The 19,483-nt window shown below is 62.0% G+C and carries 20 protein-coding genes; 4 read left to right on the top strand and 16 right to left on the bottom strand.

Features of this window, described 5'->3' with window-relative positions:
- The first annotated feature begins 45 nt into the window (after positions 1–45).
- Together ACM6I7_RS17495 and ACM6I7_RS17490 are read left to right on the top strand one after the other, a co-directional pair.
- Positions 46–351, top strand: a complete 306-nt coding sequence (locus tag ACM6I7_RS17495) for a PsiF family protein (RefSeq protein ID WP_007966973.1) — start codon at positions 46–48, stop codon at positions 349–351.
- A gap of 197 nt (positions 352–548) precedes the next feature.
- Positions 549–1,562, top strand: coding sequence for an AI-2E family transporter (locus ACM6I7_RS17490; RefSeq protein WP_027613551.1), 1,014 nt, complete (start codon positions 549–551; stop codon positions 1,560–1,562).
- Between the two features lie 132 nt (positions 1,563–1,694).
- Here the strand turns inward: ACM6I7_RS17490 and ACM6I7_RS17485 are convergent, their stop codons facing one another.
- Positions 1,695–2,969 (bottom strand): Hsp70 family protein, encoded by a 1,275-nt coding sequence (locus ACM6I7_RS17485; protein ID WP_007966976.1) that lies wholly within the window; start codon positions 2,967–2,969, stop codon positions 1,695–1,697.
- A gap of 291 nt (positions 2,970–3,260) precedes the next feature.
- Between ACM6I7_RS17485 and ACM6I7_RS17480 the strand changes: the two genes are divergently transcribed.
- Positions 3,261–4,208, top strand: coding sequence for a DnaJ C-terminal domain-containing protein (locus ACM6I7_RS17480; protein ID WP_027613553.1), 948 nt, complete (start codon positions 3,261–3,263; stop codon positions 4,206–4,208).
- A 23-nt stretch (positions 4,209–4,231) separates the two neighbouring features.
- Positions 4,232–4,537 carry a chaperone modulator CbpM gene (locus ACM6I7_RS17475; RefSeq protein WP_027613554.1) on the top strand — a complete coding sequence of 102 codons (306 nt, stop codon included), beginning with the start codon at positions 4,232–4,234 and terminating at the stop codon, positions 4,535–4,537.
- A gap of 124 nt (positions 4,538–4,661) precedes the next feature.
- Here the strand turns inward: ACM6I7_RS17475 and ACM6I7_RS17470 are convergent, their stop codons facing one another.
- The 15 genes from ACM6I7_RS17470 to ACM6I7_RS17400 form a co-directional block, all read right to left on the bottom strand.
- The gene (locus tag ACM6I7_RS17470; RefSeq protein ID WP_027613555.1) at positions 4,662–5,789 is read right to left on the bottom strand and encodes a sensor histidine kinase; all 1,128 of its coding nucleotides are present in this window, start codon (positions 5,787–5,789) and stop codon (positions 4,662–4,664) included.
- 147 nt (positions 5,790–5,936) lie between these two features.
- The gene (gene ureC / locus ACM6I7_RS17465; protein WP_414888952.1) at positions 5,937–7,637 is read right to left on the bottom strand and encodes an urease subunit alpha; all 1,701 of its coding nucleotides are present in this window, start codon (positions 7,635–7,637) and stop codon (positions 5,937–5,939) included.
- 183 nt (positions 7,638–7,820) lie between these two features.
- Entirely contained in the window at positions 7,821–8,129 is a 309-nt protein-coding gene (locus tag ACM6I7_RS17460) for an urease subunit beta (protein ID WP_007966984.1), read from the bottom strand.
- Positions 8,126–8,662, bottom strand: coding sequence for a GNAT family N-acetyltransferase (locus tag ACM6I7_RS17455; protein WP_027613558.1), 537 nt, complete (start codon positions 8,660–8,662; stop codon positions 8,126–8,128). Before ACM6I7_RS17455 ends, ACM6I7_RS17460 begins: the two co-directional genes overlap by 4 nt.
- Before the next feature lie 6 nt (positions 8,663–8,668).
- Complete coding sequence (locus ACM6I7_RS17450; protein ID WP_027613559.1) at positions 8,669–9,202, bottom strand: GNAT family N-acetyltransferase; 534 nt, start codon at positions 9,200–9,202, stop codon at positions 8,669–8,671.
- 9 nt (positions 9,203–9,211) lie between these two features.
- Positions 9,212–9,514: an urease subunit gamma gene (ureA, locus tag ACM6I7_RS17445; RefSeq protein WP_007915951.1), complete on the bottom strand. Its 303-nt coding sequence runs from the start codon at positions 9,512–9,514 to the stop codon at positions 9,212–9,214.
- Positions 9,515–9,671: 157 nt separating this feature from the next.
- Positions 9,672–10,511: an urease accessory protein UreD gene (locus tag ACM6I7_RS17440; RefSeq protein WP_414888951.1), complete on the bottom strand. Its 840-nt coding sequence runs from the start codon at positions 10,509–10,511 to the stop codon at positions 9,672–9,674.
- 30 nt (positions 10,512–10,541) lie between these two features.
- Entirely contained in the window at positions 10,542–11,240 is a 699-nt protein-coding gene (gene urtE / locus ACM6I7_RS17435; RefSeq protein WP_346651193.1) for an urea ABC transporter ATP-binding subunit UrtE, read from the bottom strand.
- Positions 11,241–11,380: 140 nt separating this feature from the next.
- Positions 11,381–12,250, bottom strand: coding sequence for an urea ABC transporter ATP-binding protein UrtD (urtD, locus tag ACM6I7_RS17430; protein WP_414888950.1), 870 nt, complete (start codon positions 12,248–12,250; stop codon positions 11,381–11,383).
- A complete protein-coding gene (urtC, locus tag ACM6I7_RS17425; protein ID WP_098966991.1) occupies positions 12,247–13,326 on the bottom strand; it encodes an urea ABC transporter permease subunit UrtC in 1,080 nt (359 codons plus the stop codon). The genes urtD and urtC overlap by 4 nt, the downstream gene beginning before the upstream one ends.
- Positions 13,326–14,828 carry an urea ABC transporter permease subunit UrtB gene (gene urtB / locus ACM6I7_RS17420; protein WP_027613563.1) on the bottom strand — a complete coding sequence of 501 codons (1,503 nt, stop codon included), beginning with the start codon at positions 14,826–14,828 and terminating at the stop codon, positions 13,326–13,328. Before urtB ends, urtC begins: the two co-directional genes overlap by 1 nt.
- 238 nt (positions 14,829–15,066) lie before the next feature.
- Positions 15,067–16,332: an urea ABC transporter substrate-binding protein gene (gene urtA, locus ACM6I7_RS17415; RefSeq protein WP_027613564.1), complete on the bottom strand. Its 1,266-nt coding sequence runs from the start codon at positions 16,330–16,332 to the stop codon at positions 15,067–15,069.
- A 328-nt stretch (positions 16,333–16,660) separates the two neighbouring features.
- Complete coding sequence (locus ACM6I7_RS17410) at positions 16,661–17,671, bottom strand: FecCD family ABC transporter permease (protein WP_103368051.1); 1,011 nt, start codon at positions 17,669–17,671, stop codon at positions 16,661–16,663.
- Positions 17,668–18,615 (bottom strand): ABC transporter substrate-binding protein, encoded by a 948-nt coding sequence (locus tag ACM6I7_RS17405; RefSeq protein WP_103368052.1) that lies wholly within the window; start codon positions 18,613–18,615, stop codon positions 17,668–17,670. The genes ACM6I7_RS17410 and ACM6I7_RS17405 overlap by 4 nt, the downstream gene beginning before the upstream one ends.
- Complete coding sequence (locus ACM6I7_RS17400; protein WP_103368053.1) at positions 18,612–19,400, bottom strand: ABC transporter ATP-binding protein; 789 nt, start codon at positions 19,398–19,400, stop codon at positions 18,612–18,614. The genes ACM6I7_RS17405 and ACM6I7_RS17400 overlap by 4 nt, the downstream gene beginning before the upstream one ends.
- Positions 19,401–19,483: the final 83 nt, after the last annotated feature.

Here is a 19,483-nt window from a genome sequence, read left to right as displayed (position 1 = left end):
CAGCGGAGGCCGCATCCATCGATGCGGCGACAAGGAGAAAACTCCATGAAGATGTTGCGTGTCCCTTTGTTGATGATCGGTCTGCTCCTGTGTTCCCAGGGTTTCGCCGCCACGGCGCAACAGAACAAAATGACCACCTGCAATGCTGACGCTACCGCCAAAAGCCTCAAGGGCGACGAGCGCAAGACTTTCATGAGCACCTGCCTCAAGGCTGCACCGGCCGCCAATGACGGCAAAGTGCTGACCCCGCAGCAGGAAAAAATGAAAACCTGCAACGCCGACGCGAAAACCAAGGCGCTGACCGGCGATGCGCGCAAGACCTTCATGAGTGATTGTCTGAAGAAAAAGTAAGCACTTGAGTCTTGTGGTGAGCGGGCTGGCCTCTTCGCGAGCAAGCTCGCTCCCACAGGAGTGCGCATTCCAATGTGGGAGCGAGCCTGCTCGCGAAGGGGCCATTGAGCACGACAATAGCCCCTGCATATCCCTAGTGCTCTCCCCGGAACGCTGGCAGACTGCCAATCCTTTTACGCCGTTCGTTTTGAGGCTGTATGCCAACGTTTTCTGAGCGTCATGTTGTGTTTTGGGTCAGCTGCATCATCATTTGCGGCGGTTTGTTGCTGGCGTTGCCGCTGCGCTTGTTGCCCAGCCTGCTGGCCGGTTTGCTGGTGTTCGAGCTGGTCAACATGCTCACCCCGCAACTGCAACGGCTGATCGAAGGTCGGCGTGCGCGCTGGCTGGCGGTGGCACTGCTGGGCACCCTGGTGGTCAGCGTGCTGGCGCTGATCTTTGCCGGTGCCATCAGTTTCCTGCTGCACGAAGCGGAAAACCCGGGCGCCTCGCTCGACAAATTCATGGGCGTGGTCGATCGCGCGCGCGGGCAACTGCCGCCGTTTCTCGATGCCTACCTGCCGGCCAGCGCAGCGGAATTTCGCGTGGCCATCGGCGAATGGGCGAGCAAGCACCTGTCCGAGCTGCAACTGGTAGGCAAGGACGCGGCGCATATGTTCGTCACCCTGCTGATCGGCATGGTCCTCGGCGCGATCATTGCCCTGCAGCGAGTACCGGATCTGACCAAGCGCAAACCGCTGGCCGCCGCCCTGTTCGACCGTCTGCATCTGGTGGTTCAAGCTTTCCGCAACATCGTCTTCGCGCAGATCAAGATTTCTCTGCTGAACACGTTCTTCACCGCGATTTTCCTGGTGGTGGTCTTGCCGCTGTTCGGCATCAAGCTGCCGCTGACCAAGACCCTGATCGTCCTGACCTTTCTGCTCGGCCTGCTGCCGGTGATCGGCAACCTGATGTCGAACACGCTGATCACCATCGTCGGCCTGTCGCTGTCGATCTGGGTGGCGGTGGCGGCGCTGGGCTATCTGATCTTTATCCACAAGCTCGAATACTTCCTCAACGCGCGCATCGTCGGCGGGCAGATCAGTGCCAAGTCGTGGGAATTGCTGCTGGCGATGCTGGTGTTCGAAGCCGCGTTCGGCCTGCCGGGGGTGGTGGCGGGGCCGATTTATTACGCGTATCTGAAGAGTGAGTTGAAGCTGGGCGGGATGGTTTGATCCGATAACTGTGTTGCCTTAGCTGACGCCATCGCTGGCAAGCCAGCTCCCACAGGATTGATAGCGCTTTCGAAAGCGGCGCAGAACCTGTGGGAGCTGGCTTGCCAGCGATGGGCGCAACGCGGTCTTGGATCAGTTCATGGCGCCGTAACGCTTCATCGCCTCAATCGCCAGACCGCTGCCAATGCTGCCAAAGATGTTCCCTTCCACATGTCGCGCATTCGGCAGCATCGCCGAAACGCTGTTGCGCAGCGCCGGAATGCCGCTTGAACCGCCGGTGAAGAACACCGTATCGACCTGAGCCACCGACACGTTGGCATCGTTCAACAGCTGCGTAACGCTGCCGCGCACGCGTTCAAGCAAGGCGTCGATCGACGATTCGAACAGCGCGCGGCTCAGTTCCACGCTCAGGCCCGGCTCAATACGGTCCAGCGGTACGTGGCGGCTGTCGGCGTGGGTCAGCTGGATCTTGGTTTCTTCGACTTCCATCGCCAGCCAGTGCCCGGCGCGCTGTTCGATCAGCTTGAACAACCGGTCGATGCCGCCGGTGTCCTCGATGTCGTAGCGCATGCTGCCCAGCGCCAGGGTGGATTTTTGCGAGTACACCGAGTTGATGGTGTGCCAGGTCGCCAGGTTCATGTGGTGGCTGGTCGGCATGTAGGCGCCGCTCTTCATCCGGCTGCCGTAGCCGAACAACGGCATCAGGCCTTGCAGGCTCAGCTGTTTATCGAAATCGGTACCGCCGATGTGCACGCCGCCGGTGGCGAGAATGTCGTCGTGACGGTTGTCCATGCCGCGGCGCTCGGGCGACAGGCGCACCAGCGAGAAGTCCGAAGTACCACCGCCGATGTCGACGATCAGCACCAGCTCTTCTTTTTCGATGGTCGACTCGTAGTCGAATGCTGCAGCGATCGGTTCGTACTGGAACGACACGTCCTTGAAGCCGAGCTTGCGCGCCACTTCGACAAGGGTGTCTTCGGCTTCCTGGTCAGCCAGCGGGTCGTCATCGACGAAAAACACCGGACGCCCCAGCACCACTTGTTCGAACTCGCGACCGGCGGCCGTTTCGGCACGGCTCTTGAGCTGACCGATGAACAGACCCAACAGATCCTTGAACGGCATCGCCGTGCCGAGAACGCTGGTGTCGTGCTTGATCAGCTTGGAACCGAGCAGGCTCTTGAGCGAGCGCATCAGCCGGCCTTCGTAGCCTTCCAGGTATTCGTGCAGGGCCAGACGACCGTAAACCGGACGGCGCTCTTCGATGTTGAAGAACACCACCGACGGCAGGGTGATCTTGTCGTCTTCCAGCGCGATCATCGTTTCCATGCCGGGGCGCAGCCAGCCGACGGTGGAGTTGGAGGTGCCGAAGTCGATACCGCAGGCACGGGCTGGAGAGGCGTTGTTCATGTCTTTCGGGTTCCGGTCAAAAAACGGCCGCGCAGTGTATGTCAGTGCGCGGCAGATTCGAAGGCCGGTCATCTGCTATTTCACGACTAAGCTTCTTGAAAGTCGCAGCTTCGCCCCAAACTTGCTGGCATGGGCCGGCAGACATACCGGCGGTCGCAAGAACCGTCGTCCACTGCCGATAAACTTCTGCTGCGCCACCCGGTCACAAAGTTGAGATCGGTCAACCCGGCACGCGCGAATGAGCGCATGCTGGCCTCGGCGCGAAATCGATAACGGATGGTGATTCCTTCGATGGACTTCAAAGACTATTACAAGATACTCGGCGTGGAGCCGACAGCGGACGACAAGGCGATCAAGGCTGCCTATCGCAAGCTGGCGCGCAAATACCACCCCGATGTCAGCAAGGAAAAAGACGCCGAGGCCAAGTTCAAGGACGCCTCGGAAGCCTATGAAGCGCTGAAAAGCGCCGACAAACGCGCCGAATATGACGAGCTGCGCCGTTATGGCCAGCACGGTCAGCCGTTCCAGGGCCCGCCGGGCTGGCAGAGCCGTGGCGGTTTTGGCGGCGGCGGTGGCGACACCGGCGACTTTTCGGACTTCTTCAGTTCGATCTTCGGCAATCGCGGCGCCGGTTTCGGTGGCGACGGTCGGCAACAACGCAGTGCAGGGCGCCGAGGGCAAGACGTGGAAATGGAACTGCCGGTCTTCCTTGAGGAGACTTTGTCGGACGAGTCGAAGAAGGTCAGCTTTCAGGTCCCGCAATACAACGCCAACGGTCAGCACGTCAGCAACACCAGCAAGAGCCTGAACGTGAAGATCCCGGCGGGCGTCACCGACGGCGAGCGCATCCGCCTCAAAGGCCAGGGCGCACCGGGCATCGGTGGCGGGGCCAATGGCGACCTGTACCTGACCATTCGCTTTGCGCCGCATCCGAAATTCGATGTGGAAGGCGAAAACCTGATCATCACCCTGCCATTGGCACCGTGGGAGCTGGCGCTGGGCGCTGAAGTGGCGGTGCCGACTCTGACCGGCAAGATCAACCTCAAGGTTCCGGCCGGCAGCCAGAACGGCCAGCGTATGCGCGCCAAGGGTCACGGCTTGAAAAACAAGGCCGGTGAGCGCGGTTATCTGTTCGTGCAGCTCAAGGCCGTGATGCCGAAAACCTCCGACGACGAGGTCAAGGCGCTGTGGCAGGAACTGGCGAAAAAAGCCGCGTTCAACCCACGCGAGAACTTCTGAATCCGACGACGGAGTAGCCCATCATGAGCAGCCCCCTGATCGTTCAACTGGACATGGCAGAATTCTGTGAGGCGGCCGATCTGTCGGACGTCTACGTGATCGAAATCGTCGAACACGGCATCCTCGAACCTCAGGGCGCGCAGCCCCGGGAATGGCGGTTCACCGACTACGAACTGAGCCTGGCCAAGCGCGCCGCGAAGTTGCGGCGCGAGCTGGAGCTGGAGTGGGAGGGCGTCGCGCTGGCACTTGATCTGCTGGATGAAGTGAAGGAACTGCGAGCCGAGAATCGCATGCTGCGCCAGCGGTTGGGGCGTTTGGTGGTCGAGTAGTTTTACCGTTGGTTCTGGAGTGTCTTTGCTGGCCCCTTCGCGAGCAAGCCCGCTCCCACAGTAGATCGCGATCTGAATGTGGGAGCGGGCCTGCTCGCGAAGAACGATTACGCGGTAGGCCTGCTTAAACCTTTCTTGGCAACACCACACTGAACAGCGTCCCGTCAGCCTCGCTCGAGCTGACATCGATCGTCCCGCCATGGGCGGTCACCACTTCCTTGACGATAAACAAGCCCAACCCGAGGCTGGTCGACGGCTGCCCGAGTTCTTCGTCGGCGCTGCGCACCAGCGGGTCGAAAATCGTACCGATCGCCTCTTCGGAAATCGGTGTGCCGTAGTTGTGCACCGACAGGCACACGTGGTCGCCCTCGCCACGCAGATCGAGGGTCACGTCGCGCTGGTTGGCACCGTGCTGCAAGGCATTGCCGATCAGGTTTTGCAGTAACTGGTCGATCCGTCCGGCGTCCCACACGCCGCTGGTGTCACCGTGCACAGTGAGCCTGGGATCGGATTGCGGTTGACCGGCGCAGGCTTCGGCGATCGCCGCTCGCGCCGCAACGGCCAGATCCATCGGTGCCGGCTCGATCGGCAGGCTACGGCCCAGACGACTGCGCACCAGTTCCAGCAGATCGCTGACCATCGTCGCCATGTGCCGCGCGCCACGCTTGATGTGCTGGGCGCAGGCCAGGGCATCGCCTTCAAGGCTGGATTTGCGCAGCAGCAGTTCGGTGGACATGCTCACCGCCTGCAGCGGCGCGCGCAGGTCATGGCCGAGAATGGCGAGGAAAATGTCCCGCGAGCGATTGACCTGCTCGGCGTAGGCCGCAGTGGATTCGGCGAGGGCTTCGTCGATGGCTTCGTTGAAACGGATCATGTCCTGAAAATAGGTCATGTCCGGCGATTCAAGGCTGTTGACCCACAGGCGGATCACGCAGGCACGCAAATGGCGGAATTCACTGGTCATCTGCACCAGGTCAAAACCGACGGTGTGGCGCAGTTCGCCATGGCTGGCGCCGGCCTCGTCCAGGCTCGGGGTCTTTTCCGGGCCTTCGCCCTTGGCTTTGGCAGCCTGTTCGGCGGGGCTTTGCGGCTTGTTCATGTCGCGGGCGGCGGCCCGCAGAATCTCGCTGGCGTGATCGCGCAGCGCAGTGGAATCCAGATAGTCGGCGGCCGGCGTGATGGTCGCGGCGAACTGTTCCCACTCATCGACGATAGGGTCGATATTGGCCACGATGAACTCGGAAAGACGCATGGGCAGTTCCTGAAAAAAGGCGGAGCGAATCGAATATTAGCCCCTTTGGCGGGAAATACACGACCGTTTGCACAGTGCTTTTCCAGCGACATGAAAAAGGCCCCGGGATCGTGCGCAAGACACGAAACCGGGGCCTTTTGCCGTGCGTCAGAACAGGAAGTAACGCTGGGCCATCGGCAGGGTCTCGGCCGGTTCACACCACAGCAGCACGCCGTCGGCCTTGACCTGATAGGTCTGCGGGTCAACGTCGATGTTCGGCAGGTAATCGTTGTGGATCAGGTCGGTTTTCTGCACCTCGCGGCAGCCTTTGACCACGCCGATTTTCTTCTTCAATCCCAGTGCCTCGGGCAGCCCGGCCTCCTGCGCGGCCTGACTGATGAAGGTCAGACTGGTGGCGTGCAGCGAGCCGCCGTAACTGGCGAACATCGGGCGGTAGTGCACCGGTTGCGGGGTTGGAATCGACGCGTTGGCGTCGCCCATCAGACTGGCGGCGATCGCGCCGCCCTTGAGGATCAGCGTCGGTTTGACGCCGAAAAACGCCGGACGCCACAGCACCAGATCAGCCCATTTGCCGACTTCCACCGAACCCACTTCATGGCTGATGCCATGGGTGATCGCCGGATTGATCGTGTACTTGGCGATGTAGCGCTTGGCGCGGAAGTTGTCGTTGCCTGCGCCGTCCTGGGGCAGCGGGCCGCGCTGCTTTTTCATCTTGTCGGCGGTCTGCCAGGTGCGCGTGATGACTTCGCCGACACGGCCCATGGCCTGGCTGTCCGAGCTGATCATCGAGAACGCGCCGAGGTCGTGGAGGATGTCTTCGGCGGCAATCGTCTCGCGGCGGATACGGCTTTCGGCGAACGCCACGTCCTCGGCAATGCTCGGGTCGAGGTGGTGGCAGACCATCAGCATGTCGAGGTGTTCGTCGATGGTGTTGCGGGTGAACGGTCGGGTCGGGTTGGTCGAGCTCGGCAGCACGTTAGGGAAACCGCAGGCCTTGATGATGTCCGGCGCATGGCCGCCGCCGGCACCTTCGGTGTGATAGGTGTGGATAGTGCGACCCTTGAACGCGCCGAGGGTGGTTTCGACGAAACCCGATTCGTTGAGGGTGTCGGTGTGGATCGCCACCTGCACGTCATACTGGTCGGCGACGCTCAGGCAGTTGTCGATGCTCGCCGGGGTGGTTCCCCAGTCCTCGTGCAGCTTGAGGCCGATAGCCCCGGCCTTGACCTGCTCGATCAGCGGCTCCGGCAGGCTGGCGTTGCCCTTGCCGGTGAGGCCGATGTTCATCGGGAACGCGTCGGCGGCCTGCAGCATGCGCGCCAGGTGCCACGGGCCGGAGGTGCAGGTGGTGGCGTTGGTGCCGGTCGCCGGCCCGGTGCCGCCGCCGATCATGGTGGTGACGCCGCTCATCAGCGCTTCTTCGATCTGCTGCGGGCAGATGAAGTGAATGTGCGTGTCGATGCCGCCGGCGGTGAGGATCATGCCTTCGCCGGCGATCACTTCGGTGCTGGCGCCGATGGCGATGGTCACGTTCGGTTGCACGTCCGGGTTGCCGGCCTTGCCGATCGCGGCGATGCGCCCGTCCTTGAGGCCGACGTCGGCTTTGACGATGCCCCAGTGGTCGATGATCAGCGCATTGGTGATCAGCGTGTCGACCACTTCGGCGGCGAGCAGCTGGCTCTGGCCCTGACCGTCGCGGATCACTTTGCCGCCGCCGAATTTCACCTCTTCGCCGTAGGTGGTGAAGTCTTTTTCGACCTCGATCCACAACTCGGTGTCCGCCAGGCGCACCTTGTCGCCGACGGTGGGGCCGAACATGTCGGCGTAGGCTTGTCTTGAAATTTTCATCCGAATTCCTTGCACAAATTTATTGTGGCGAGGGGATTCATCCCCGATCGGGTGCGAAGCACCCGCCATTCAGCAAAAGTGATTTTTGTGGTGGGGCCGGTGGCGGTTGGCGACCGCTGCGCGGTCGATCGGGGATGAATCCCCTCACCACAGATAAATCCCTTCACAACAAATAAATCATCGTCAGTCGAGATCACCCATGACCCGCCCGGCAAAGCCGAACACCCGCCGATGCCCGGCGTACTCCACCAGCTCGACCTCGCGACTTTGCCCCGGCTCGAAGCGCACGGCGGTGCCGGCGGGGATGTTCAGGCGCATGCCACGGCTGGCCGCGCGATCAAAGGTCAGCGCGTCGTTGGTTTCGAAAAAGTGATAGTGCGAACCGACCTGGATCGGTCGGTCGCCGCTGTTGGCGACTTTCAGGCTGAGGGTGCGGCGGCCGACATTCAATTCGATGTCGCCGGGCTGGATCTGGTACTGGCCGGGAATCATGGCCGGGCTCCTTGCAGAATCTTGTAGTAGAGGGCGGTCGGGCGATAGGTACCGTGCGGGTCGCAGGCGTAGTCGGGAATTTCGCCGGCGCGGGTGTAACCCAGGGCCTTGTAGAAATCTTCGGCGGGGGAGCCGGCCTCGGTGTCGAGGTAGAGCATGCCGCGCTTGTGCTTGGCCGCTTCGAGCTCCAGCGCATTCATCAATTGCTGACCGAGGCCGCGTCGACGCGCCTGTTCGCGCACCAGCAGCTTCTGCACTTCGGCGCGATTGAGGCCGTTGGCCTTCTGGCACAGACCCAACTGCACGCTGGCCTGCACCTCTTCATCCTTGACCACCACCCAGAGCAACACGCTGCCCTTGTTCACTTGTTGCTGCACTTCATCGAAGTAGGCGCGGGCCTGCGCGGCATCGAGGTCGGCCATGAAGCCGACGCTGGCGCCATAACCCACGGCGTCGAGCAGCAGATCAATCAGGCCCTGACGATAGTGCGCAAAACTTTCCGCATTGACGCGTCGCAGTTGGGCGGGGTTCATCGCGTATCACTCCTTGTTGGCGACCGGCGGCTGGGCGCCAGGATTGAGGGTCAGTTGCATGAAGGTCAGATCGAGCCAGCGACCGAACTTGGTGCCGACTTGTGGCATTTGTCCGGTGATGCTGAAACCGGCGCGCTCATGCAGACGAATGGAAGCGGAATTGCCACTTTCGATGGCGGCGACCATCACGTGCTTGTCGCAGGCTTTGGCCCGCTCGATCAGCACACTCATCAATTGCGGGCCAAGGCCATTGCCGCGCTGGTCGCTGCGCACGTAGACCGAGTGCTCGACGGTATGGCGGAAACCGTCGAACGGCCGCCAGTCGCCAAAGGAAGCGTAGCCGAGCACAACGTTGTCGGCGTCGACGATCACCAGAATCGGGTAGGCCTGGGCCTGACGGGCGCTGAACCACGCCTGGCGGTTGCCGAGGTCGACCGCCGATTCGTTCCAGATCGCCGTGGTGTTGAGCACCGCGTCGTTGTAGATGTCGCGGATTGCAGGGAGGTCGGCGTGCAGGGCATCGCGAATGGTGTAGGTCATGGCGCGGCCTCAGACGATCGGTTGGTGGACGGTGACCAGTTTGGTGCCGTCGGGAAACGTCGCTTCGACCTGGATCTCCGGGATCATTTCCGGGATGCCTTCCATCACCTGTTCACGGCTGAGCAGGGTGGTGCCGAAGTGCATCAGCTCGGCCACGGTCTGGCCATCACGGGCGCCTTCGAGCAGGGCGGCGGAGATATAGGCCATGGCTTCCGGGTAGTTGAGCTTCACGCCACGGGCCAGTCGGCGCTCGGCGACGAGGCCGGCGGTGAAGATCAACAGCTTGTCTTTTTCGCGTGGGGTCAGGTCCATTGCGGGTATCCATCAGGGCAGTTTGAAAAGGGTCGGGACTGTTGGCACAGATCCCTGTGGGAGCGAGCCTGCTCGCGAAGGCGCCGGCACATTCAATATTTGAGGTGACGGATAAAGCGCTTTCGCGAGCAGGCTCGCTCCCACATTGGAGTGCATTTCAGGTATTCCAGATTCGTGGTGGCTGGGCCTCGCGGCCGAGCAGGGCCGGGCGCAGCAGGCGCCACAGGTCGATCAGCCAGGCGCGGGCCAGCAGTGCCTCGCTCGCCAGGCAACGGGCCACCAACAGCCCCGGCAACTGGGTCAGATCACCGCGCACCTCATGGCCCAGCGAGCGGCAACGCTCCAGCAACTCGGCATCAATTTCACCGGTGACCAACAGCGTCGCAAACACCGGATTGCCATCCAGACCGATCGGCGAATCCAGCAACCCGTCACCGCCAGTAATCCTCTGACGTTCGTGCCAGAGCAATCGCCCGTCACGGCGGATATCCAGATGCGCCTGAAAGTGTCCGAGGTCGAAGCGCTCGCCACTGGCCGGTCGGCCCAGCGCCACCACGTCCCAATAGAACAGCCGCGCATCGCCTTCAAGTTCGATCGAGGTGGTGAGTTCGGCCTGGGCGGCGCTGTAGACGATGGTTTCCTGCGGCAGCCACTCCAGCGTCGCACCTGCGGCCACTTTCAAATCGAGTTGCTGATACGCCGGCCCCGCTGCGCGATACCACTTGGCCGCGCCGGGGCTGGTGATCTGCGCCCAGGCGTCTGCTTCGACGCGGGCGCTGATGTTCAGCCGGTCACCGCCGGCGATCCCGCCGGGCGGGTGGACGATGATGTGCTGGCAGACCTCGGGGCCTTCGGCATACAGGTGCTTTTGCACGCGCAGCGGGCCGAGATGCCGGCGCTGAACCGGGCGCGTACAGTCGCCGAAGCGGGCGTAGGCCAGCTCCAGCTCGGCGTGCCAGCTCGGGGTAAACAGGGCAGTGGGAAGCGGTAAGTTCATGGTTTGTAATTATCGTTAGGAAGCTACAGATTAAATTGTTACCAGACCTCGTACACCCTCGGCCTCCATATTTTCACCGCGGCCCTGCTGCACGATCTCGCCCCGGGACATCACCAGGTACTGATCGGCCAGCTCCGCAGCGAAATCGTAGAACTGCTCGACCAGCAAAATCGCCATGTCGCCACGCGCCGCGAGCTTTTTGATCACCGCGCCGATCTCCTTGATCACCGAGGGCTGGATGCCTTCGGTGGGCTCGTCGAGGATCAGCAATCGCGGACGACTGGCCAGGGCGCGACCGATAGCCAGCTGCTGTTGCTGACCGCCGGACAGATCGCCGCCGCGGCGCTGCTTCATTTGTAGCAGCACCGGGAACAATTCGTAGATGAAACCTGGTACTTCTTTCGCTTCGCTGCCGGGAAACCGTGACAGGCCCATCAGCAGATTCTCCTCCACGGTGAGCCGGCCGAAGATTTCCCGGCCCTGTGGCACGTAGGCGATCCCGGCGTGTACCCGCTGGTGCGGCTTGAACGTGGTGATCGCTTTGCCTTCCCAGTTCACTACGCCTTCCTTGGCCGGCAACAGGCCCATCAGGCATTTGAGCAGGGTGGTCTTGCCCACGCCGTTGCGCCCGAGCAGACAGGTGACTTCGCCGACTTTTACGTCGAATGAGAGGCCACGGAGGATGTGGCTACCGCCGTAGTACTGGTGCAGCTTGTCGACTTGCAGCATGTTCAAATTCCTTCTGTTGCACACAGAACCCTGTGGGAGCGAGCCTGCTCGCGAATGCGGCGTCACATTCAGCATTTTCAGCGCCTGATGCACCGCTTTCGCGAGCAGGCTCGCTCCCACAGGTTTTGCATTCGCAAAATTCAGCGGCCGAGATAGACCTCGATCACCCGCTCGTTTTCCTGCACCTGCTCCAGCGACCCTTCGGCCAGCACGCTGCCCTGATGCAGCACCGTCACATGATCGGCAATCGAGCCGACGAAGCCCATGTCGTGCTCCACCACCATCAGCGAATGCTTGCCGGCCAGCGACTTGAACAGCTCGGCGGTGAATTCGGTTTCGGCATCGGTCATGCCCGCCACCGGCTCGTCGAGCAGCAGCAGTTGCGGGTCCTGCATCAGCAACATGCCGATTTCCAGAAACTGTTTCTGCCCGTGGGACAGCAAGCCCGCCGGGCGATTGACCGAGGTGGTCAGGCGAATGGTGTCGAGCACTTCGCTGATCCGGTCTTTCTGCTCGCCGCTCAAGCGTGCGCGCAAACTGGCCCACACCGACTTGTCGGTTTTCTGCGCCAGTTCCAGGTTCTCGAACACGCTCAGCGCTTCGAACACTGTGGGTTTCTGGAACTTGCGACCGATGCCGGCCTGGGCAATCTGTACTTCGCTCATCTGCGTCAGGTCGAGGGTTTCGCCGAACCAGGCCTTGCCGTGGCTGGGGCGGGTCTTGCCGGTGATCACGTCCATCAGCGTGGTCTTGCCCGCGCCGTTGGGGCCGATGATGCAGCGCAGTTCGCCGACACCGATGTACAGGTTCAGATTGTTCAGCGCGCGAAAGCCGTCGAAGCTGACGCTGATATCTTCCAGGGTCAGGATCGTGCCGTGACGGGTATCGAGGCCCGGGCCGACGCGTTGGCCGAGGCCGATCGAGTCACGACTGGTGCCTTCGTCCTTGTTCGGTTCCACGGGGAAAAACGCCGGTTCGAGCATGAATTCAGCACTCGCAGTGACTCTCATTGTTCACCTCGTTTCTTCAGCAGGCCGATTACGCCTTTGGGCAGATACAACGTCACGACGATGAACAGCGCGCCGAGGAAGAACAGCCAGTATTCGGGGAAAGCCACGGTGAACCAGCTCTTCATGCCGTTGACCACACCGGCACCGAGCAGCGGCCCGATCAGCGTGCCGCGACCGCCGAGGGCGACCCATACCGCCGCCTCGATCGAGTTGGTCGGCGACATTTCGCTGGGGTTGATGATGCCGACCTGCGGCACGTACAGGGCCCCGGCCAGACCGCACAGCACCGCGCTCAAGACCCAGACGAACAGTTTGAAACCGCGCGGGTCGTAGCCGCAGAACATCAGGCGGTTTTCTGCATCGCGCAGCGCGGTCAGCACCCGGCCGAACTTGCTCTGTGCAAGACGCCAGCCGATGAACAGACTCGCCACCAGCAACAGTACGGTCGCCAGAAATAGCACCGCGCGGGTGCCCGGCTCAGTGATGCCGAAACCGAGAATCGTGCGGAAATTGGTGAAGCCGTTGTTGCCGCCGAAGCCGGTCTCGTTGCGAAAAAACAGGAGCATCCCGGCGAAGGTCAGGGCCTGGGTCATGATCGAGAAATACACGCCCTTGATCCGCGAGCGGAAGGCGAAGAAGCCGAACACCAGCGCCAGCAGACCCGGTGCCAGCACCACCAGACACATCGACCAGATAAAGCTGCTGGTGCCGCTCCAGTACCACGGCAGGTCGGTCCACGACAGAAAAGTCATGAACGCCGGCAAACCATCACCGGCGGCCTGACGCATCAGGTACATGCCCATCGCATAGCCGCCGAGGGCGAAGAACAGGCCGTGGCCCAGCGACAGCAGCCCGGCGTAGCCCCAGACCAGATCCAGCGCCAGAGCGACGATGGCGTAGCAGAGGATTTTGCCGACCAGCGTCAGGGTGTAGGCCGAGACATGCAGCGCGCTGTCTGCCGGCAACAGCGAGAGCAACGGTAGAGCGATCAGCAGCGCGAGGATCACCGCGCCGATGGCGAGGGTGACTTTCGGGCCGGCCTTTTGCGTGGCCGTGACAAGTAGAGGCTGGTTCATCAGTCGATCACCCGTCCTTTCAGTGCGAAGAGGCCTTGCGGACGTTTCTGGATGAACAGAATGATCAGCGCGAGGATCAGGATCTTGCCGAGTACCGCACCGATCTGCGGTTCGAGAATCTTGTTGGCGATGCCCAGCCCGAAGGCGGCGAGCACGCTGCCGGCGAGTTGGCCGACGCCGCCGAGCACCACCACCAGGAACGAGTCGATGATGTAACTCTGGCCGAGGTCCGGGCCGACGTTGCCGATCTGACTCAGCGCCACACCGCCGAGCCCGGCGATGCCCGAGCCGAGGCCAAAGGCGAGCATGTCGACGCGGCCGGTGGGCACGCCGCAGCAGGCAGCCATGTTGCGGTTCTGCGTGACCGCTCGCACGTTGAGGCCGAGGCGGGTCTTGTTCAGCAGTAGCCAGGTCAGCACCACCACGAACAAGGCGAAAGCGATGATCACGATGCGGTTGTACGGCAGCACCAGATTCGGCAGCACCTGAATCCCGCCGGACAGCCACGCCGGGTTCGCTACTTCAACGTTCTGCGCGCCGAACAGCAGGCGCACCAACTGGATCAGCATCAGGCTGATGCCCCAGGTGGCGAGCAGGGTTTCCAGCGGGCGGCCGTAGAGATGACGAATCACCGTGCGTTCCAGCGCCATGCCGATCGCCGCTGTGACAAAGAACGCCACCGGCAGTGCGATCAGCGGATAGAACTCGATGGCTTGCGGGGCGTAGCGCTGGAACATCAGCTGCACCACGTAGGTCGAGTAGGCGCCAAGCATCAGCATCTCGCCATGGGCCATGTTGATCACCCCGAGCAGGCCGAAGGTGATCGCCAGCCCGAGGGCCGCGAGCAGCAGGATCGAGCCGAGGGACATGCCGCTGAACGCCTGACCCAACACTTCGCCGATCAGCAGTTTGCGCTTGACCTGAGCCAGACTGGTTTCGGCGGCGGTGCGCACCCCGGCATCGCTTTCCACGCCGGGTTCGAGCAGGCCTTCGAGGCGGGTGCGGGCCAGCGGATCGCCTGTTTCGCCGAGCAGGCGCACGGCGGCCAGACGCACCGCCGGATCGCTGTCGACCAGCTGCAGATTGGCCAGCGCCAGGCTCAGGGCGGCGTGGACGTTCTCGTCTTTTTCGCCAGCCAGTTGCTGGTCGAGGAATTTCAGCTGCGCGGGTTTCGCGCTTTTCTGCAATTGCTGCGCGGCAGTCAGACGGGTTTTGGCGTCGGCGGCGAGCAATTGGTGGCTGGCCAACGCGGTGTCGATCAGACCCCGCAGGCGGTTGTTCAGGCGCAGGGTTTTCGGCTGGCCGTCGAGGGTCAATTCGCCTTGTTGCAGGGCGTTGATCAGCTCGACACGCGCCGGCTCGGGCTGCGCGGCCCAGGCTTCCAGCAGTCTGGCTTGCTGCACGGGATTGGCGGCGACGAAGTCTTCGGCGTCGCCGGCAAAGGCAGTCATCGGCAACAGCAGTGCGATGGCGAGGATGAAGCGGTATAGGGTAGTCGGCATAAAGAGTCGCCTTGCGCGGACTAATTGTGGGCACAGTCTTTGTGGCGAGGGGATTCATCCCCGATGGGTTGCGAAGCAGCCCCAAATCCAGCGGTCGCGGTGTATCAGATTGATCGCGTCGACTGATTTCGCGACTGCTTCGCAGCCGGTCGGGGATGAATCCCCTCACCACAAAATATTGTTCCCACAGGGGGATCGAGTCGGCCTCACGCCAGGCGCGAGGCCGACACCCAATGGCTCAGTTGCTCTTCACCGCGTAATCCGGCTTCTTGTCGTTGCCATCGATAAACGGACTCCAAGGCTGGGCGCGGATCGGGCCTTCGGTCTGCCACACGACGTTGAACTGACCGTCGTTCTGGATCTCGCCGATCATCACCGGTTTGTGCAGGTGGTGGTTGGTCTTGTCCATGGTCAGGGTGTAACCGGACGGCGCGGCGAAGGTCTGGCCGGCCAGCGCTTCGCGAACTTTGTCGACGTCGGTGGACTTGGCTTTTTCCGCTGCCTGCGCCCACATGTGGATGCCGACGTAAGTGGCTTCCATCGGGTCGTTGGTCACCGCTTTGTCGGCGCCCGGCAGGTTGTGTTTCTTCGCGTAAGCCTTCCAGTCAGCGACGAACTTCTTGTTCACCGGGTTCTCCACGGACTCGAAGTAGTTCCACGCCGCAAGGTTGCCCACCAGCGGTTTGGTGTCGATGCCGCGCAGCTCTTCTTCACCCACCGAGAACGCCACCACCGGTACGTCGGTAGCCTTCAGGCCCTGATTGGCCAGCTCTTTGTAGAACGGCACGTTGGAGTCGCCGTTGACCGTGGAGATCACCGCAGTCTTGCCGCCGGCGGAGAATTTCTTGATGTTGGCGACGATGGTTTGATAGTCGCTGTGACCGAACGGGGTGTAGACCTCTTCGATGTCCTTGTCGGCCACGCCTTTGGAATGCAGGAACGAGCGCAGGATCTTGTTGGTGGTGCGCGGGTAGACGTAGTCGGTGCCGAGCAGGAAGAAGCGCTTGGCGCTGCCGCCTTCTTCGCTCATCAGGTATTCAACGGCGGGGATCGCTTGCTGGTTCGGCGCGGCGCCGGTGTAGAACACGTTCGGCGACATCTCTTCACCTTCGTATTGCACCGGGTAGAACAGCAGGCCGTTGAGTTCTTCGAACACCGGCAGCACCGATTTACGCGACACCGAGGTCCAGCAACCGAAGACCACCGCGACCTTGTCCTGGGTCAGCAACTGCCGGCCTTTTTCGGCGAACAGTGGCCAGTTCGATGCCGGGTCGACCACCACCGGTTCTAGCATCTTGCCGTTCACCCCGCCCTTGGCGTTGATCTCGTCGATGGTCATCAGCGCCATGTCTTTGAGCGATGTTTCGGAGATCGCCATGGTCCCGGACAACGAATGCAGAATCCCCACCTTGATGGTCTCGGCGGCCTGGACAGTCCAGGTCATGCCCATCGCGGCAATGGATGCCGTGAGTGTGAAAGCCTTGATCAAACTGCGACGCTTCATTGTGCGATCTCCATGAACGTTAAAGTTTTTTATGGTTGGCAGATGCGGACGACTGAAGGTGTGTTTTGCAAGGGCTGTGCCCGGTCGGGATCGGGCAGGAAAATGTCGGTTTAGAGCGGTCGCGCGTCGGTGGGATGCACCATGAAGGGACCGGTCGCGTGTGACGGTGCATTCGTGTGCGCCAGATTAGGGCGCCGATTTCGCAAACAGTGCCATCACTGTGGGAGCGGGCTTGCTCGCGAATGCGGTGGGTCATTCAAAAATGAAGTTGGCTGGCACGGCCTCTTCGCGAGCAGGCTCGCTCCCACAGTTTTTTATGTTTGTTGTGTCAGCGGCGGCGCATCAGGCCGATGAAGAACAGACCGCCGATAGCCGCGGTGGCAACGCCGATGGGCAGGTCTTCCGGCGCGATCAGGGTTCGCGCGGCAACATCGACCCACACCAGAAACAGGCTGCCGAGCAGGACGCAGGCCGGCAGCAATCGGCGGTGTTCGGCACCCACCAGACGCCGGGCAATGTGCGGCACCATCAGCCCGACAAAACCGATCGAGCCACTGATTGACACCAGCACCCCGGTCATCAAGGACGCGATCACAAACACCCGCAGGCGCACCGCGCGGGCATTCAGGCCGAGGGTGACGGCGGTCTGTTCACCGGCCATCAGTGCGTTCAACGGTCGGGCCATACCCAGCAGCAAACCGAGGCCGAGCAACACGCTCAGCGCCGGCACCGTCAGCAACTCCCAACGCGCCAGGCCAAGACCGCCAAGCATCCAGAACATCACCGCCGAACTGGCGCGATGGTCGCCCATGAACAGCAGCAGATTGGCGATTGCCATCATCACGAACGACACCGCCACGCCGCACAGCAGCAACCGGTCGCTGTCGAGCCGACCCTGACGGTTGGCAATGCCCAGCACCAGAAACATGCTCAGCAACGCACCGATGAATGCGGCAATCGGCAAGGTCAGCAGGCCGACGACTTCACCGATGTGCAGCACCACGATCACGGCGCCGAGGGTCGCGCCGGAGGTGACGCCAAGCAGGTGCGGATCGGCCAGTGGATTGCGCGTCACCGCTTGCAGCACCGCGCCAATCAACGCCAACCCGGCACCGACCAACGCCCCGAGCAACATGCGCGGCACACGGATCAGCCAGACAATGTGCTCCTGCCCGGCGCTCCAGCTCACCTCGCCGAAACCCAAGGTCTTGTGCAGCAGAATCCGCCACACCACCTCCACCGGCACCCGCGCCGGACCAAAACCGAGCGAGACCACGCACGACACCAGCAACACGGCGCCGAGGGCAGTCAGTAACAGGGCGTAGCGACGGTCGATCATTCGCCGTGGAATCCTTTGGCCAGGGTTTCCACCGCCAGCACGTTATCGATCCCCGGCGTGGCCTGCACGTAAGGGATGACGATGAAGCGCTGGTTCTTGATCGCATCGACCGATTGCAGCGCCGGGTTCTTCAGCAGAAATTCGATCTTCTGCTCGGCAGTGATTTCGCTGTAGTCGACGATCACGATCACCTGCGGATTGCGTTCGACCACAGTCTCCCAGTTGACCCGGGTCCAGCTCGCTTCGACGTCATCGAGAATGTTGCGCCCACCCGCCGCGTCGATCAGCGCCTGCGGCATGCCGAGTCGCCCGGAGGTCATGGCGCGGTCTTCACCGCTGTCGTAGAGAAACACGCGCGGCTTGTCGGTGGGCAGGTCTTTGCGGATCTCGGCAACCTGATTCTGCATGTCGGCGATCAGTGTATTGGCGCGATCCTGCACGTCGAAAATTTTCCCGAGGTTGCGCAGATCGTTGTAGGTGTCGTCCAGCGTCGCCGCCGGGCGCTTCATCACGAAGGCGCAGGACTCGGTCAGCTCATACACGTTGATGCCCAGCGGTTGCAGGGTCTGCGGCGTGAGGTCGCCGCCGACGCGCATGCCGTAATCCCAGCCGGCGAAGAAAAAATCAACGTTGGCGTTGAGCAGGGTTTCCACCGATGGATATTTCGCAGCCAGCTCCGGCAAACCGTCGAGCAACGACTGCATCTCGGGCGTCACCGACTTCCAGCCGCTGACGCCGCTATAACCGGCCATGCGTGATTTGAGACCGAGGGCGAGCATCATCTGAGTCATGTTGATGTCGTGGCTGACCGCGTGCTTCGGCGCCTCGTTGAAGGTCACTTCACGGTTGCAGCTGTGGATGGTCAACGGGTATTTCGTGGCTTCGGCGAAAGCCTGGGCACTGCACAACAAAAGAGCGACACAAAGCAGGGAACGCACAGTCATGGTCGGGTTATCCAGGTGATTCGCGGGTAGCCGTGAAGAGGGTGGGAATCGATCAACGCCTCGACGCCGAACACGTCGCGCAGCAGCTCGGTGGTGAGTACCTGTTGCGGCGTGCCGCTGGCGACGATCCGCCCGTGATTGATCACGTACAGTCGGTCACAGAACGCGGCGGCCAGGTTCAGGTCGTGAATGCTCGCGAGGGTGCCGATCTGCAGACGTTTGACCAGTTGCAGCAGTTCGAGCTGATAACGCGGGTCGAGGTGGTTGGTCGGCTCGTCGAGGATCAGCAGTTGCGGTTGCTGAGTCAGGGCGCGGGCAAGGATCACCCGCTGCTTCTCACCGCCGGACAGGGTGGCGAACGCATGGTCTTCGAAGCCGTCGAGTCCGACTGATCTGAGCGCTTGCGTCGCCAGATTGCGATCTTCCAGCGTGTCGCCATCGAACAGGCCTTTGTGCGGCGTGCGGCCCATGGCGACCACTTCTTCGACGGTCAGGCCAAAGGCGTCGGGGAATTCCTGCAGGACCACGGCGATGCGTTTCGCGCACCAGCGCGAGGATTGCTTCCATACGTTGTGATGATCGAGTCTGACCTCGCCGCTCTCCGGCTGACTGAAGCGATAGGCGCAGCGCAGCAGGCTGGTCTTGCCGCTGCCGTTGGGGCCGATCAGCCCGACAAACTCACCGGCGGCCACCTGCAACGAGGCGTCACGCAGCTGGAACTGGTGATGGCAGTGGCCGTGGCCCAGAGGAGTCCAGGCGAGGTTGGCGAGATTTAGCGAGGTCATCAAATTCCTGAATTCATTACATCATTTGTGGTGAGGGGATTTATCCCCGATGGACCGCGCAGCGGTCCCAAAACCTGTAATCA

The organism is Pseudomonas sp. IT-93MI4 (assembly GCF_949767635.1).
Taxonomy (GTDB): Bacteria; Pseudomonadota; Gammaproteobacteria; order Pseudomonadales; family Pseudomonadaceae; genus Aquipseudomonas; species Aquipseudomonas putida_A.
This window is presented reverse-complemented; position numbering and strand designations above follow the sequence as displayed.